Consider the following 14,965-nt stretch of genomic DNA (forward strand, 5'->3'; position numbering starts at 1 on the left):
AGAAAGTCCTGTTCTTTTCCGACTTCAGAAATCCTAATTGGCTCTTTTTACTCCCGAAATCCTTCGGTAAAAGTTTTTGCATTGGCTCTCATTCCTAAGCTACAACCTGGCTGGCCCTTTGCTAAAAATGTTCAAAGGGACATATTCTTGACGCACAGTCCTCTCCCGATTCTCGCTTCTAGTGTCTAGCTTAATAAAAACTCAGGGCCAGCGATTCGGCACGGTATGCTTATTCAATATCCTTTCTGCATCTTTTTGAACAGCCGGTAATTTTTGTGCCTGCCATATTTTATCCCTCGCAAATCGTGCAGCAGATTCCAGTTCCACTATAGGATATGGATAATCTATCCCTATGGCAACATTATAAATGTCCTGTTCAATCTTTGTCAATTTCCAAGGCTCATGGACCAAAGCAGCAGGAATCTTAGACAAGGTAGGAATCCATTTCTTGATAAAAAAACCATCTGGGTCTTGGTCTAGGGATTGTTTGACCGGATTGTAAATTCGGACAGTATTGATCCCAGTAACCCCAGCCTGCATCTGAAACTGGGGGTAATGAATTCCAGGTTCAAAATCCAAAAACAACTTTGCAAGATGATCTACCCCAGTCCTCCAATCCTGCCAGAGGTGATGCGTGAGAAAGGAAACCAACATGGCGCGCATGCGGAAATTCAGATAACCCGTTTCCTGCACACAGCGCATACAGGCATCCACCAAAGGATAGCCTGTTTTCCCCTCTTTCCAGGCATTGACCTTCCTTTCATCATAAGGTTTCTCTAGCTCCTCAAAACCCATGTTGACATGTCTGAATTCCATTTCCCATTCCATCTCAAATTTCTGGATAAAGTGGCAATGCCATCTTAGCCTGGACTGGAAATTGGTTAAGCAGCCTACTTGAAACTTCTCCTTTTTGCGGATTTCTGCTTCTTGGTATACCTGTCGCATGGAAAGATTGCCCCAAGCAAGATAAGGCGACAATCTGCTACAACCTTTACGGCTAAGTTCAGGTTTACTGATATGTTTGTTATAGTTTTTGACCCGCTCCATAAAGAATGAGCTCATGTATTTTCTCCCAAACTCCTCTCCTCCTCTTTGCATATTTGGTTGAACGACTATCCATTTTTCAGGAATGGATTCCTGAGAAATCCCTTTCAAGAATGCATTGGAAAGAGACAAAAATCTTGCCTTCGGAAATTCAGGGTCGCATACGGGGGCTGACATAAAGGCATACCAATCTTTTGACCAATTTTTTCTATTTTTCCTCCCTCTCTTGACTCCTTGTTGCTTAAATTCTTGCCAGATTATTCCTTGGGAAGAAAAAAAATCAGTCATTGCTTTATCTCTTTTGAAAGTTAATTCAATGCCTGTCTCCACATGAGAAAAAACTTTCTGAACTGAATAGTTTTTAATCAAATATTCAAATACAATTAAGACCTCTTGGTAAAAGACATACACTTTGGTATTCCACTTTTCCAATTCCTTGTTCATCCCTTCTATACTCTGCCAGACAAAACGCCAGTGCCGTTCTGAACTTTGAGGCGCATTTACTAAAGATGGTTCAAAACAAAACAATAGAATGAGAGGCAATCCATCATTGATGGCTTCTTTTAATGCCTCATGGTCATGAAGTCTCAAGTCCCTTTTAAACCAAACTATGTTTACTTTTTTCATCCCAATAAAAACAATGCTCAATCGGTAAAGTTTAGGCAATATGAAGAATCTCAAAAATCTTAGCCTGGCAGAAATTGACAGAATCATTGAAATGGCATGGGAAGACAGGACTCCTTTTGATGCCATAACCGCCCAATTTGGTCTTTCAGAAAAAGAGGTGATCACATTGATGCGCAGGGAAATGAAACCAAGTTCTTTCAGGATGTGGAGAGAAAGAGTACAAGGAAGGGCTACCAAACACCGGATAAAAGGACCGGAAGACTTAAACCGGTTCAAGTGTAATCTCCAAAGAACCATCTCCTTGAACAAAGTATCCAAAAGGTAAAATTACCGCTATATTAAGTCCAAAAGAATAAGACTCCAGTAAATTAAAAGACATTTAATATTCCCTTCGCCTTAAGGCAATCTTAGAGATGTACTTTTGAGAACGTACAGCAAACGAACATTTTTTATTAATCTTGCAAAAACTTTTAGGCGTCGATGGGAATCGACGCTTTGCTGTTTTATGGTCAATGCATTGCCAATGACATATTACCGGACTTGTCACCCTGAGATTTTAGAATTTGACATATACAGATTAACAAATGACAAACGGTTGCACCCAAAGGGCTCAGCAAAGTCCTGGCGATCGCCGTGATAAATAACTATTTGTCATTGGTAGTAAAAGTCTCATAAAGAATAGGAGTTTCTTCTCCACTTTTGTCAAATAAGGATGAGGTTTCAATAACTGTCATTACATTTTCTGTACATTCCCCAAATATTAAAATCTCCAAATGACGCATAATATTGACAATACCTCCACTTTAATTTCACCAAATGCTAAAATTTTAGAATGGGTTTTTACAAAGCACTAAAAATTTTAATTTAAAACCATCTTCGCTCCACAGCCTGATCCTTTTACCAACTGAAGAGGTTATACCGGTTTTCAACTTATCTAGAAAAAAAATTATTAACCTCACAACACTTTCTCCATTACAATCCTATAATCATCAATTCCTCCCTTTTTGATCAGGTCTACAATTTTAAATCCTCTGTTCAGGCCAAAGTGGATCATCTTGGAAAAGCGGTTACGTGTTTTGAAATATACCTTTAAGTAACCATGGTTACTTGCCCAATGTTCCTGCTCATCTGCCAATTTAGTAGCAATACCCATCCTTCGGTGACTGTCAAGCACCCCGCCCATCCAGGAATAAAACAGTTCTGGAGAATCCCTCTGATAACCCACTTTAAAGCCTACAGGTTTGCCTTCCACCTCAGCTATCAAAATCAGGTGTACCGTATCTTTCAACCTGTCTTCATAGGTTTTTTCAGAAAAAGGCTGGAAAAATTCTGTCACTTTTTTGGAAAGTTCCGCCACTTCTTGAATGGTACCCTGTCTGATTTTTATCTTTTTCATGTTTTTATTATTTATAAGGGCAACATGCAATCTCACCATGAGATAATCTTTTCTTTATGTGAGATTATGGCCATGATCAATTTCATAAGGAGATTTCCATTTTGACATTACAACGTCCGTATTGACTACAACCCATGTCTACCTCCTGAAAACCAAGTTTCTTATACAAGTGCAATGCAGGCGCCAATTTGGTATTGGAATAAAGTACCACTTTCTCTGCTCCCAAGGATTTAGCTTTCTCCAAAATAACTTTGCCCAAAAGTGATCCAATACCCCTTCCCTGTCCTTCAGGGGACACACCCATTTTGATCATTTCAAAGGTATTGGGCTCTTGGGAAGGAATCAGGGCAACAGTACCCAAGATTTGATCATGCTCTTTGGCAAAGATGATATGGCCACCCTTATCTAGAATATTTTCTTGGGGATTTTCCAACTGGGCGATATCAAAAGGCTCCAAAGTAAAATATTGTTGCACCCAAGCTTTATTGATGCGCTCAAATTGGGGTTGAAGTTCAGGTAGGTAGTCGATAATGTCAATAAAAGGCATAGAGATAGTATTCATATCATGAATATAAGCACAAAAAAGAAGTGGGAAAAAAGTTTCCCTTTCCTGATCGAAAAATTTGGAATTAAGTTATCCTTGTCATTTCGACTGAAAGGAGAAATCTAATAAACATACAATATACCTCCAACCAAGTTGCCAAAACCTATATCTCAAGTAAAGTCATTCTAAAAAATTCCTTATTTTTGACCTTTGTTTTATATCAACCAAAAATTCAACATGGGATTATTAAGCGGAAAAACGGCTCTGATAACAGGAGCATCTAAAGGAATCGGAAGAGCTATTGCAATCCGATATGCCCAAGAGGGCGCCAATGTAGCATTCACTTACCTTTCCAGCGTGGAAAAAGGACAAGCTTTAGAAAACGAATTGGCCGCTTTCGGCATCAAAGCCAAAGGCTATAGATCTGATGCCTCCGACTTCAAAGCTGCTGAAGAATTGGTCAATGCTGTGGTGGCTGAGTTTGGCACTTTGGATATCCTGATCAACAATGCCGGTATTACCCGTGACAACCTTTTGATGAGAATGACTGAAGAGGCTTGGGATGAAGTAATCGGTATCAACCTTAAATCCTGCTTCAATACCGTCAAAGCTGCCACCCGTACCATGATGAAAGCCAAGGCAGGATCCATCATTAACATAACTTCGGTAGTTGGCATCAAAGGCAATGCAGGACAGGCGAACTACGCTGCATCCAAATCCGGCATCATAGGCTTCACCAAGTCTGTGGCCCTGGAATTGGGCTCCAGAAATATCCGTTGCAATGCGGTAGCTCCTGGTTTTATCGAAACTGAAATGACTGCTGTATTGGATGAGAAAACCGTTCAGGGCTGGAGAGATGCTATCCCGATGAAGCGTGGGGGCCAACCGGAAGAAGTGGCCAATGCCTGCGTATTCTTAGGTTCAGATATGAGTTCTTATATTTCCGGTCAGGTGCTTCAGGTGGATGGAGCGATGCTCACTTAAGAGGCTAGAGAGGAGAAGCGAGAGGTTAGACAGAAACAAGACATAAGATAAAGTGGAATTTCGGAAGTCGGATTTCAGGACGGGACAGTGTAGTTGGAACATAGAGGATTTTTGTTAGAGGAAAACAATGGAGTAAAGAGCTAAAAACTTTGAAAATTCAATATTTTCGAAGCTTTAATAGTTTAAAAGACCTTCGAAGTTTCAAAAACCTCAAATGTATAAGCATCCCCGCTCAATAAAATTGGGCGGGGTTTTATTTTTTCAAAAACCACAACCTTTTAAATGAAATTTAAGTATATTGCAATGATATCATTTTAATATCATAACAATATGGAAAAATCAACCAAACCCCTATCCGGCTATTTAATGGTATTGGCGGCGATAGCCCTGATTCCTGCCATTGTTTTTGCGATGATCAACCAGATTTTCTGGTTAGGTATAATGCTAATAGTGCTATTTATTCTGATACTGCCTGGATTCTTCACCTTGCAGCCCAATAAAGCAATGGTACTGATCTTATTTGGTGCCTACAAGGGTACAGTAAAAGACAATGGTTTCTTTTGGGTCAACCCTTTCATGACCAAACAGAAGATTTCTTTACGTGTCAGAAACTTTGAAAACAAACCGCTTAAGGTGAACGACAAAATCGGTAACCCTGTCATGGTCGGGACCATCGTTGTCTGGCAGGTGGAAGACACTTTCAAAGCTACTTTCGACGTGGAAGACTATGAGAATTTCGTCCACCTTCAGACAGATGCAGCCGTAAGAAAAATGGCGGGCAAATACCCTTACGACGATTTTGAAGCCGAAAATGCGGAGATCACTTTACGTTCTGGCGTGGAAGAAGTCAACCACTCCCTGGAACTAGAGATTGCCGAAAGGTTGGAGCATGCAGGGATCAAAGTAATCGAAGCCAGAATATCCCATTTGGCGTACGCCTCGGAGATCGCCTCTGCCATGTTGCAGAGACAGCAGGCCACAGCCATTGTAGCCGCCAGAAGAAAGATCGTAGACGGAGCCGTGGGCATGGTAGAAATGGCTTTGGAAGATTTAAAATTGAAAGGAATAATAGACTTTGAAGAAGAGAAAAAAGCAGCCATGGTCAGCAACCTAATGGTGGTATTGTGTTCGGACCGCTCTGCCAGTCCGGTTTTGAATGTTGGGACTCTTAATCAGTAAGAAAAATGGCCAAATACGTTTTCAAAGAAACACAGCGCTTTAATCAGCCTTGGATTTGGGGAATTCTTATTCTGGTCTCCTTGATCACATTATATGGCATGATCTCTCAACCTATAGATGGTTGGGAGGCAGTCATCCCCATTATTATCCTTGGCTTGGTGATTCTGCTATTTGCAAGCATGCAATTGAAAACAAGAATTGATGAAAGCGGTTTGACTTTTAGTTTTTCCCCTTTTATTGGCCAAAGAAAATACAGCACAGACCAAATCCAGAACCTGGAGCTCATCGAATACAATTCCCTGCTCAAATTTGGCGGTTGGGGTATACGATACAATTTGAATATGTGGGCGTATAATGTGGGAGGCAAACATGGCTTGATCGTAACCCTTAAGGGTAAAAAATTTCTGATCGGCACCCAAAAACCGGAAGAAATGAAAAAAGCCATTGAGCAGTTTAATGAATTAAAAACAGGAAATCATGCCGGCTAAGAAAGCATTTGCCCTGAGATTGGACGAGAAGATGATGCAAGCTGTGGAAAAATGGGCAGCAGATGAATTCCGCAGCACCAATGGACAGATCGAATGGATCATCCATGAAGCCTTGAAGAAGGCGGGGAGGTCACCAAAAGAAAGAAATAATCAATCATAACTATATTTGATATGCTTGATTAAATACCCATTGTCAAATCCGCCTGATGCATTTAAAGTCTTTACAGATCTATCCTTTTCCTGCAAAAACTGGCTTGAAGGAAGCCATTTACCAGCAGTCCATTCAAAGTTGATGATATTCTCAAAAAAAATCTCCCCAGATTTTAATTCATCCGTATAGAATGCTTTGTTTGTATTCCGCTCATTTAAACTATATGCATATTCCATTTTTAAAATAGCAAAAGTCAATAAATCAATAAAAATCATACCTTTAGGCACATAAAAATCCTTTGCAAAATTACCTGCTATTGAGACAGGAATAGATTTAGATGAATGCACAATCCTTATTTTATAACATTCTCTTCCATTAATTTGAGATATTCCTTCAAGCTTAAATTTATGAGTTTCTAAAAATGTTGAATTCACAAAACCAAAATGGTCTAAATCTTGAGTTTTTAGGTTATGGTTAAATAGAGGATTAAACAATAGATTTCTTTTAACCGGAAAAAATCTCTCCAAATAACAACTTAAGGACGACAAATTATCACAATCATCATTCTCAACAGCATCAGACCTATTAATATTTCTCTCTTGCAAAACTTGTATGATTGTAGATGGATTATTTACAAAAAGAGACTCCAACCTATTGTATGCACCTTTATTCTCCATTGAAAAAACATAATTTGATTTTGATTCTAACAAATCGAATCCTCCATTATCAATCTTAAAAGTTAGTTTTCCTGTTCTCTGGATAACCGGTTCAAAACCAAAACTAAAACTCGTTTTTTCCTCCATCTTACCGTTTACATTACCATAAAGATGGTTAACTTTAAAGTTAAGAAGCATTTTTTCTAAAATATCTGTAACCTTTAAGGGCTTAGCTTTCCTTGTACTTACGGTAACTTGATTCAATTCAATGGGTTCTTCTTTTAACAAAACAACAATCGTTTTCTTATCTCTAAGGAGCACCTCTTCCCTGAAGATTTCGTATCCTAATCTTTGGACCACTACAGTGCACCTACCATAAAAATTTTTGATAATAAGCTCTCCTCTTTCATCAGAAACATAATTTTCCCCACAAACACTTACTGAACTGAATGGAAGGACCTCAGAAGTCAGTTGGTCTTTGATGATTATTTTAAGGTCACTTTCTGTTTTTAAGAAAAACATGACCAATACAATTGACAAAAGAATTTTAACCACAAAGTAAATTTCTATTTTCCACATAGTCTATTAGATGTATTTTTTCCAGTCTAAGGTAAACCAGATGATTTCTATGGGTTTTAAAAGGGTATTTCCAAAAAAGCCTTGAATTATCAACTAAGGCATTACCTCTAAAATCAAATACATCCTGTTCATTTCCTGAAACCCTTATTAAAAGCACATTGTATTCTTGACAATTTGAAAAAATAAAATTCTCAGCAATGACAGTACAGTCCTAGCAACCATAAACATCATAAATAAATAGAAAATCATATTTACTCAATCCTTTTATACCTAATGCATAAACATAATCATTTTCATAAATTATTTGGTTTTAGTGAAACATATTCAAAACAAAAAAAGATTAATTTTTGATAATCTATTGATTATATAACAATACATTTTTCACGAAATCATACAAAGTCAACTGTCTTATTTCATAATATGCCATCCAGAAATCCCGTAAAGACTGGATAAAAGCCCTTCTGTTCCTGTCCTTTTCTTCTTGGGCGATGTTCAGATCCGTAATCGAAACATTTCCGCTTTGGTACCTACGCAATGAAATTTCATATCTTTTATCAGCAACCTCATCAGAGAGTTTGGTTATCTCCAACCTTTCCCGCAACATCGAAAAGTTCTTCACTTTGGTAAAAACTTCCTGCTCGAAATTGATGACTTCCTGCTCTACGGTATATTCCACCAGGCGCTTATTGGCCTCAGCCACTCCCATCCGGGCCCTATTCCTGCCCCAATCCAAAATGGGCACAAAAAAACCCATATTGACCAATGTCTGTCTATTGGGATCCATATAAATGTCTCGCCACTGTAGGGCAGCATTGTTCAATCCGTAACTCGCATTGAACATCACATTGAAGCGCTGACCTCTGGCCTGTGCTACACCGGATTCAGCTTCCAGCTTGCGCCTGTCAAAACCCAATGCTTCAGCCCTATTCTGAAAAGCATAATCAATAGCTTTTTCTACATCTATTTCAAATTCGGGGAGTTCTTTGGGAGGAATTAAAGTCAGTTCTGCAGTCTCATTGATCCCTACAAAGGATTTCAACCTTAAAGCATTCGCCTCCAGGTCCAATCTAGCTTGGGCCAAATCCTGTCTTGCCTGCAAGACCTGCAATTCCACCTGAAGCAATTTATCCTCGTAAGTGGTACCCAAATTGTACCTTCCATTTTCTATTTTCAGGATTTCCTGAGTGTTGTTCAGGTTTTTGGAAGCAATTTCAAAATTCACCTGGGCAATCAGAAAATCAAAAAACAACTGGGTCACAGTCTGGGAAATCTGCTCCATTTCCTCGACATACTCCCTCTTGCTTTCTTCATAAAGTAGAGGTTCTATCTTCTTGTCCCACTTTAGAGGATTGAAAGCAAATATGGGTTGGCTGAACCGCACATTGACAGGCACACCGCTCCACTGTGTCTGAGGAAAGCCCGCGGGAGCCAAGAAATTATCAAAACGGTTGGTTGATGAATTGATGGAAATATTGCCTCCTGTGGCTCCAATCACCTGCTCCATACCTAGCTCCAAATCCATCAGGTTTTGCCTTACTTCCCTGAATCCGATACTCCCATCTGGCTGGACGACATTATTGACCGATTGAGAAAAACCTGGCAATGTCCCGCCCAAGCGCAACTGTGGATTGTAATTAGACCTGAAAAAACGATAACTCCAATACCTGTTTTCTTTTCTCGTCTCTGCTCTCAATGCAGCAGGAGAACGGGACTTTGCTCTTTCTACAATCTCATCTAATGTAAACTGGACTTTCTCCTGAGCAAAAGCATTTGGTGCAAGAAAACAGAAGCCCAACAAGTAACCGAAAGCATAAAAGCATTTTCTCATAAACCTTTGAATTTGTAAAAAGCAGAATTACAATATCGTATTTTTTCATATATACCGAAAGAATTAGGCTTAAAAATTTCTCCAAATCTCAATAAACATGGTGTAAGGCTTTTAAAAACAAAGCATTTTAAGGCCATTTGATTTAGGTTTGTTAAATTGCGGTTCCTTTTCAGGAAAGATTTTCACAAACCATTTTAGGATAATCCCTTCATGAAATCCATCATCAGTTTTGTCATTCGGTATATTCCAAGAAAGTACCTCCAACTGGTTTCCCACTTTTTTCTTAGGATACTGGCCATTTTTTACCAGGGAAATACGGTTACCTGTAATGTGTGTGGGCATTCATTTAGGAAATTTCTCCCTTATGGACGAAAAGCTAGGGAAAATGCCCTTTGTCCTAATTGCCTCGCTTTGGAAAGGCATAGGTTGATGTGGCTGTTTTTGCAAAGGGAAACCGAATTTTTCTCTAAACCATTGAGGGTATTGCACATTGCTCCTGAACTTTGCTTTATTGACCGGATGAAGCATTTACCTAATCTGGATTACATCACGGGCGACATAGAATCTCCTTTGGCTACTGTTAAAATGGATGTTCACCAGATTCCTTTTGAGGACAACAGCTTTGATGTGGTTTTTTGCAACCATGTACTTGAACATGTGGATGATGACATTCAGGCTTGCAGGGAAATCAACCGGGTGCTTAAACCGGGTGGTTGGGGAATCATCCAATCCCCGGTGTACGATTTAGAAAAAACCTTGGAAGACAAAAGCATTATAGATCCTGCCGAGCGGGAAAGGTTATTTGGCCAAAGAGACCATGTCCGAAAATATGGAAAAGACTATGCGGTAAGATTGAGTCTATCTGGATTGAAGGTTGAAGAAAACAATTTTGTAAATACCTTGGACAAAGGCTTGAACCAAAAGCATGCCCTTCCTGAAAATGAGGTCATTTTCCTCTGCTCAAAGGGATAATCTTAAGTCTTTTTCAGGAATTTCTTGCGTATAAAAGCTGTAATTAAGCCTAATCCATAGGCACTCAGTTGCCCAAAAGATGTGCATACAGCCAAAGCTCCTACGGCAATGGACTTTTCTTTGATACTGGAATCCAAAAAGATCAATAGGATCCAAATAACATAAAGATTCAATCCCCATCTGAACAAACTTATCCCCATTATAAAAAACAAAAGCGTCAAAACCCAACCAATTAGAAATAAGGAGGGCATCCAATGGACCAATTTAATGGCCTCTGGATGAAAGCGGCTTACATGAACCCTGTTTTGGCCAAAAGAAAAACTTTGGGCGAGAAAACTTTCCCAGGTATTTCTCCTTTTGTGGTACACATAAGCTTCTTCGACCAATTCCAATCTGAAGCCCAGTTTTTTGAGCCGGATGGAAAGTTCAATATCTTCTGCCCGATTCGGATCAATAAATCCCTTGGTGGACTTAAATGCTTTATTGGAAAGCCCCATGTTGTATCCTCTTGCCTGATACTTTGAAGGATCTTTCGTCTTTCCTCTAATGCCTCCAGTAGTCAGAAAAGAGGTCATACTATAATTGATCGCTTTTTGAAAGGAGGAGAAATCCTTATCTGCAGCATCCGGACCCCCATGGGCATCCAATTTTCTTTTCTCTATGGTGGCTTTTAAAACTTCCAGGTATTGGGGTGGAATGATGCAGTCCGAATCAAAAAGGATAAAATAGTCTCCATTTGCCCTTTCCATTCCAAAATTCCTGGCAAATCCCTGACCAACATTTGAAATGGAATAATAGTGGATTTTCAATTCATGTGAATAAACTCCTACCGCATCTTCACAGGTAAAAGTGGATCCATCTTCAACGATGATCACTTCAAAATCTTTCAGGGTCTGTTGTACAAGACTCCCTAAAAGTTCCTTGATCTCTTGAGGTCGGTTATAAACAGGTATGATGATTGAGAAGAGCATCAGTTTTTGAAATTCAGCTCATCTTCTATATTATAATCAGCTTTCTTAATATTATTGGAAGCCATTATCTCCGCCAAAAAACCAGTCAAAAATAACTGAGCTCCCACAATCAATGCCACCAAAGCCAGGAAGAAAAGGGGTTGGTCAGTAATATTCCTTACTACGAGACCTTTGGATATTCCTCTGATTTTCTCGAAGATCAACCAAAACGTAATGATAAAACCTGCCAGAAAGGATAAAGTGCCCAAAGTACCAAAAAAATGCATGGGTTTGCGCTTATAACGGTTGACAAAGGAGACAGATATCAAATCAAGGAAACCATTGATAAAACGTTCCCAACCGAATTTAGTCACCCCATATTTTCTGGCCCTATGTTCTACCACTTTCTCACCGATTTGGGTAAAGCCATTCCATTTGGCAATCAAGGGGATATAGCGGTGCATTTCTCCATAAATATGGATGTTTTTAACTACTTTGTTTTTGTAGGCTTTCAACCCACAATTAAAATCATGCAGTTTGATCCCTGAAATTACCCGGGTCACCCAATTAAAGAATTTTGAAGGAATGGTTTTGCTGATGGGATCATGCCTTTTCTTCTTCCAGCCAGAAACCACATCATATCCCTCCTCTGTAATCATTCTGTATAAATCAGGAATTTCATCAGGACTGTCCTGAAGGTCTGCATCCATGGTAATGACTACCTCACCTACTGCTTTGCTGAAGCCCATATCCAATGCTGCCGACTTACCATAGTTTCTGGTAAAGCTGACTGCCCTGACTGATGGATTGATTGAAGAAAGCTTTTGGATTACCTGCCATGAATGGTCCCTGCTTCCGTCATTGACAAAAATAATTTCATAGGATATGCCGTGTTCTTCCATTACACGGCTTATCCAGTTATGCAGTTCAGGCAGGGAATCCTGCTCTTCAAAGACAGGTATAACTAAGGAAACTTGAATCATTTTTCCTTAATACTCTAATGATTTGTCTTTCTTTTTAACTATAGCGGCAACAATGAGTGCCAAAATACCATAAATTATAAGTGAAATTAAATTGGTTTTCATCAAACCAAAAAAAGTATATCCTTCTAAAATACTTTCTTTCATTTCGTCAATCTGATCATCATTGAAAGCATCTGCAGCACCAAATTTTTCCATGATTGCAAGGGTATTTTCAATAGATTGATCTGCAAGTCTGGAAGGAAGACCTGTATCAATTACCGTGTATAGTAAGATTCCAGTTACAAAACTAACCAATATCAAAACTAAAAACGCTATTATAGAAAATTTATACGCTTCACCAAATGAAATAAAGCCTCCAATACTTTTCCTATATCTTATACCTAACACTACTGAAACCACAACAAACAGGATAAGTAGTCCAAAACCAAAAGATCCTGCCACGAGAAAATTTGGATTAATAAAATAAACCAAGAACATTAGAATGGCACTACCAATTCCGAGAATTAAGCCGGCATTTAATCCAGCTTTAACTGCACTTTCTTTTTCTTCCATTGTTTGAATAGTTAAATTTTTCTTAAAATTATTGAAATTATGATTGTAAAAAAGAGTCCAAAAGCAATTTTAAAGATAAAATCCGTTATGGCTACATCAAAAATGGAAAGCCCTAACATCTCCTGATAAGTCTTATCATAGGAGGCCTGACCCAAAGTATTGATGATTTCTTCCTTTTTTTCAAAAAGCACATTCATCATATTGCTTTTGATGTTTTCAAACAAGCTTTTGCTCAAAAGAAGACCTAGATAAATCCCCAAAAAGGTAAGCAAAGCATTAATAAAATAAATAAAAAAGCCAATTGTCATTCCTTCTGCAAAACTGAGCATGTTTTTATTCAGCTTGAATCGATAAAAATAAATACCTCCCCCGACAAAAAAAGGTGTAATTGCAAAGCTAAAAACCTTGCTGCTTAGGGTTGGATCCGGAGTAAAAAGAGTGGAAACATAAAAAGTAAGGATCGAAAAACCCGCAGCCAGTAAGCCTATTTTATTGAAGTAATTGAAGTGTTGTTTCATGAATTTACTTTGACAAGCCTATCCGAGTTAATTACAAATTTCACTTTTCCTTGTAGAATTTCACCAAACCAAGGATGGTTAGTTGAATGGGACAGATTCGATTTTTTGTCATAAACCCACGTTTCTGAAGGATCAAAAACCGTAAGTTGATGGATTTTCTCATTCTTCTCCCCCAATATTCTCAAAGGACCTTCTGTGATTTTTGAAATTAAAAGTGGCCAACCCAATTCTTTTGAAAGTTTGACCAATGAAGGTAAAAAGGTCTGAAGTCCTAGCATACCTGAATGCGCAAGATCAAATTCCATGTGTTTGGCATCAAAATCCTGTGGTTGATGGTTGGAAACTATGGCATCTATTGTTCCATCTTTTAAACCTTCGATCAAGGCCTCCCTATCCTCTTTTCCCCTGAAAGGAGGCATCACTTTGAAATTCGTATCAAAACTTAGAAGATCTTCATCACTGAAAATTAGCTGGTATATTGAAACATCCGCTGAAACTTTAAGCCCTGCATTTTTGGCTTTTCTGATGCTTTCTACCGCTCCTTTTGTGCTGATGGTCTGGAAATGGATTTTCCCACCTGCATATTTTAGAATTTCAATATTCTTCTGCACAGCTACCTCTTCAGCAAGGTTAGGAATACCTTTCATGCCTATCCTTGTGGAAACTACACCTTCATGCATTTGTCCAAACAAGGCCAACAAAGGTTCATAACTTTGGTCAAATAAGGTGCCATTGAATTTTTGAAGGTACTGCAGTACCTTCATCAGCCTGTCCGGATTGGATATGGGATTCAATCCATCACCAAAAATATCAACCCCTTCTTGGTGGATATCCAGAATGTCCGTGAAGTCATCCCCCTTGCAGTCTTTGGTAGCAGCTGCATTGATAACCAAATCAGTGATCCAGTTTTTGGTCTTTGAACGTAAGAATTGAATATCATTCTTGTCCTGAATAGCAGGGTGGGTATTGGGCATTAAGACAGCCTTAGTAAACCCACCGGCTTTAAGCAACTCCCCTAAACTCTCCAAGGATTCTTTATGCTCTTCACCGGGCTCGCCTGAAACACATCTCAAATCTACCCAACCCCTAGAAGCGAATAGCCCCGTACAATCTATAATTTCATCGATATTCCCTGGATAATTATCACTTTTTGGCAAAATTTCCGAACCTGTGTAAATATAATCCTTAGGAGAATGGACTGTATTACCGTCGATGAAAGTTAAAGATTGAAGCAGTTTGGCCATGTAAAGAATCGTTTGTGCAAAACTGCAATAATATTCTAAAAAAAGGAAACGATGTTAGGAACTTTTGGAAAGCGGGAACCACCTACGATTGAATTCACCTTGGATGGGTTTGGGAAAAAATCAAGAGAACGGATTTTTTGCACAACAAAGGGAACAAAAGGCAGACAAGGTTGATCTATCCTTCAATCCGCCTTCCTACTTCCGAAATTGCCAAACTTCCACCGTTCAATTATCCTCACCTTTCGCCTTGATCTGAAACAAAATACAGGA

The 14,965-nt window shown here is 38.9% G+C and carries 16 protein-coding genes; 6 read left to right on the top strand and 10 right to left on the bottom strand.

Annotation, left to right across the window (positions count from 1 at the left end; genetic code table 11):
• Window positions 1–201: 201 nt before the first annotated feature.
• Window positions 202–1,692: a cryptochrome/deoxyribodipyrimidine photo-lyase family protein gene (locus CLV48_RS17960; RefSeq protein ID WP_331527316.1), complete on the bottom strand. Its 1,491-nt coding sequence runs from the start codon at window positions 1,690–1,692 to the stop codon at window positions 202–204.
• Window positions 1,693–1,711: 19 nt separating this feature from the next.
• Here CLV48_RS17960 and CLV48_RS17965 point away from each other — a divergent pair, with 19 nt between their 5' ends.
• Window positions 1,712–1,996, top strand: a complete 285-nt coding sequence (locus tag CLV48_RS17965; RefSeq protein WP_106568675.1) for a TIGR03643 family protein — start codon at window positions 1,712–1,714, stop codon at window positions 1,994–1,996.
• A 630-nt stretch (window positions 1,997–2,626) separates the two neighbouring features.
• Here the strand turns inward: CLV48_RS17965 and CLV48_RS17970 are convergent.
• Together CLV48_RS17970 and CLV48_RS17975 are read right to left on the bottom strand one after the other, a co-directional pair.
• On the bottom strand, window positions 2,627–3,067 hold the full coding sequence (locus CLV48_RS17970) for a GNAT family N-acetyltransferase (protein WP_106568698.1): 441 nt from the start codon (window positions 3,065–3,067) through the stop codon (window positions 2,627–2,629).
• 82 nt (window positions 3,068–3,149) lie between these two features.
• The gene (locus CLV48_RS17975) at window positions 3,150–3,629 is read right to left on the bottom strand and encodes a GNAT family N-acetyltransferase (RefSeq protein ID WP_106568676.1); all 480 of its coding nucleotides are present in this window, start codon (window positions 3,627–3,629) and stop codon (window positions 3,150–3,152) included.
• 219 nt (window positions 3,630–3,848) lie between these two features.
• Between CLV48_RS17975 and fabG the strand changes: the two genes are divergently transcribed.
• From fabG to CLV48_RS17995, 4 genes are all read left to right on the top strand, one after another.
• The gene (gene fabG, locus CLV48_RS17980) at window positions 3,849–4,595 is read left to right on the top strand and encodes a 3-oxoacyl-[acyl-carrier-protein] reductase (RefSeq protein ID WP_106568677.1); all 747 of its coding nucleotides are present in this window, start codon (window positions 3,849–3,851) and stop codon (window positions 4,593–4,595) included.
• Window positions 4,596–4,925: 330 nt separating this feature from the next.
• Window positions 4,926–5,774: an SPFH domain-containing protein gene (locus CLV48_RS17985; protein ID WP_106568678.1), complete on the top strand. Its 849-nt coding sequence runs from the start codon at window positions 4,926–4,928 to the stop codon at window positions 5,772–5,774.
• Between the two features lie 5 nt (window positions 5,775–5,779).
• On the top strand, window positions 5,780–6,262 hold the full coding sequence (locus CLV48_RS17990) for a hypothetical protein (protein WP_106568679.1): 483 nt from the start codon (window positions 5,780–5,782) through the stop codon (window positions 6,260–6,262).
• Window positions 6,252–6,422 (top strand): type II toxin-antitoxin system antitoxin, encoded by a 171-nt coding sequence (locus tag CLV48_RS17995; RefSeq protein WP_106568680.1) that lies wholly within the window; start codon window positions 6,252–6,254, stop codon window positions 6,420–6,422. The genes CLV48_RS17990 and CLV48_RS17995 overlap by 11 nt, the downstream gene beginning before the upstream one ends.
• Here the strand turns inward: CLV48_RS17995 and CLV48_RS18000 are convergent.
• Entirely contained in the window at window positions 6,413–7,648 is a 1,236-nt protein-coding gene (locus tag CLV48_RS18000) for a peptidase associated/transthyretin-like domain-containing protein (protein ID WP_106568681.1), read from the bottom strand. The two genes, CLV48_RS17995 and CLV48_RS18000, sit on opposite strands and share 10 nt — an antisense overlap.
• 355 nt (window positions 7,649–8,003) lie before the next feature.
• Window positions 8,004–9,476 (bottom strand): TolC family protein, encoded by a 1,473-nt coding sequence (locus CLV48_RS18010; RefSeq protein WP_106568683.1) that lies wholly within the window; start codon window positions 9,474–9,476, stop codon window positions 8,004–8,006.
• Between the two features lie 210 nt (window positions 9,477–9,686).
• Between CLV48_RS18010 and CLV48_RS18015 the strand changes: the two genes are divergently transcribed.
• Entirely contained in the window at window positions 9,687–10,448 is a 762-nt protein-coding gene (locus tag CLV48_RS18015) for a class I SAM-dependent methyltransferase (RefSeq protein WP_106568684.1), read from the top strand.
• A gap of 2 nt (window positions 10,449–10,450) precedes the next feature.
• Here the strand turns inward: CLV48_RS18015 and CLV48_RS18020 are convergent, their stop codons facing one another.
• Genes CLV48_RS18020 through CLV48_RS18040 form a run of 5 tightly spaced genes read right to left on the bottom strand, consistent with a single transcriptional unit; the run spans window position 10,451 to window position 14,695 of the window.
• Window positions 10,451–11,419 carry a glycosyltransferase family 2 protein gene (locus CLV48_RS18020; RefSeq protein WP_106568685.1) on the bottom strand — a complete coding sequence of 323 codons (969 nt, stop codon included), beginning with the start codon at window positions 11,417–11,419 and terminating at the stop codon, window positions 10,451–10,453.
• Window positions 11,419–12,381, bottom strand: coding sequence for a glycosyltransferase family 2 protein (locus tag CLV48_RS18025; RefSeq protein WP_106568686.1), 963 nt, complete (start codon window positions 12,379–12,381; stop codon window positions 11,419–11,421). The genes CLV48_RS18020 and CLV48_RS18025 overlap by 1 nt, the downstream gene beginning before the upstream one ends.
• A 6-nt stretch (window positions 12,382–12,387) precedes the next feature.
• Window positions 12,388–12,933: a DUF4199 domain-containing protein gene (locus CLV48_RS18030; RefSeq protein WP_106568687.1), complete on the bottom strand. Its 546-nt coding sequence runs from the start codon at window positions 12,931–12,933 to the stop codon at window positions 12,388–12,390.
• Between the two features lie 11 nt (window positions 12,934–12,944).
• Window positions 12,945–13,451 (bottom strand): DUF4199 domain-containing protein, encoded by a 507-nt coding sequence (locus tag CLV48_RS18035; protein WP_106568688.1) that lies wholly within the window; start codon window positions 13,449–13,451, stop codon window positions 12,945–12,947.
• The gene (locus CLV48_RS18040) at window positions 13,448–14,695 is read right to left on the bottom strand and encodes a dihydroorotase (protein ID WP_106568689.1); all 1,248 of its coding nucleotides are present in this window, start codon (window positions 14,693–14,695) and stop codon (window positions 13,448–13,450) included. The genes CLV48_RS18035 and CLV48_RS18040 overlap by 4 nt, the downstream gene beginning before the upstream one ends.
• Window positions 14,696–14,965 lie beyond the last annotated feature (270 nt).

The sequence above is a fragment of the Cecembia rubra genome (assembly GCF_003014575.1).
GTDB lineage: Bacteria > Bacteroidota > Bacteroidia > Cytophagales > Cyclobacteriaceae > Cecembia_A > Cecembia_A rubra.

Excerpts from the sequence above, each read along its gene's own strand:
- CLV48_RS18030 (WP_106568687.1), bottom strand. The coding sequence starts at position 12,933 with ATGGAAGAAAAAGAAAGTGCAGTTAAAGCTGGATTAAATGCCGGCTTA.
- CLV48_RS17985 (WP_106568678.1), top strand. The coding sequence starts at position 4,926 with ATGGAAAAATCAACCAAACCCCTATCCGGCTATTTAATGGTATTGGCG.
- CLV48_RS17965 (WP_106568675.1), top strand. The coding sequence starts at position 1,712 with ATGAAGAATCTCAAAAATCTTAGCCTGGCAGAAATTGACAGAATCATT.
- CLV48_RS18020 (WP_106568685.1), bottom strand. The coding sequence starts at position 11,419 with ATGCTCTTCTCAATCATCATACCTGTTTATAACCGACCTCAAGAGATC.
- CLV48_RS18025 (WP_106568686.1), bottom strand. The coding sequence starts at position 12,381 with ATGATTCAAGTTTCCTTAGTTATACCTGTCTTTGAAGAGCAGGATTCC.
- CLV48_RS17975 (WP_106568676.1), bottom strand. The coding sequence starts at position 3,629 with ATGAATACTATCTCTATGCCTTTTATTGACATTATCGACTACCTACCT.
- CLV48_RS18015 (WP_106568684.1), top strand. The coding sequence starts at position 9,687 with ATGAAATCCATCATCAGTTTTGTCATTCGGTATATTCCAAGAAAGTAC.
- CLV48_RS18040 (WP_106568689.1), bottom strand. The coding sequence starts at position 14,695 with ATGGCCAAACTGCTTCAATCTTTAACTTTCATCGACGGTAATACAGTC.
- CLV48_RS18000 (WP_106568681.1), bottom strand. The coding sequence starts at position 7,648 with ATGTGGAAAATAGAAATTTACTTTGTGGTTAAAATTCTTTTGTCAATT.
- CLV48_RS18010 (WP_106568683.1), bottom strand. The coding sequence starts at position 9,476 with ATGAGAAAATGCTTTTATGCTTTCGGTTACTTGTTGGGCTTCTGTTTT.
- CLV48_RS18035 (WP_106568688.1), bottom strand. The coding sequence starts at position 13,451 with ATGAAACAACACTTCAATTACTTCAATAAAATAGGCTTACTGGCTGCG.
- CLV48_RS17990 (WP_106568679.1), top strand. The coding sequence starts at position 5,780 with ATGGCCAAATACGTTTTCAAAGAAACACAGCGCTTTAATCAGCCTTGG.
- fabG (WP_106568677.1), top strand. The coding sequence starts at position 3,849 with ATGGGATTATTAAGCGGAAAAACGGCTCTGATAACAGGAGCATCTAAA.
- CLV48_RS17970 (WP_106568698.1), bottom strand. The coding sequence starts at position 3,067 with ATGAAAAAGATAAAAATCAGACAGGGTACCATTCAAGAAGTGGCGGAA.
- CLV48_RS17995 (WP_106568680.1), top strand. The coding sequence starts at position 6,252 with ATGCCGGCTAAGAAAGCATTTGCCCTGAGATTGGACGAGAAGATGATG.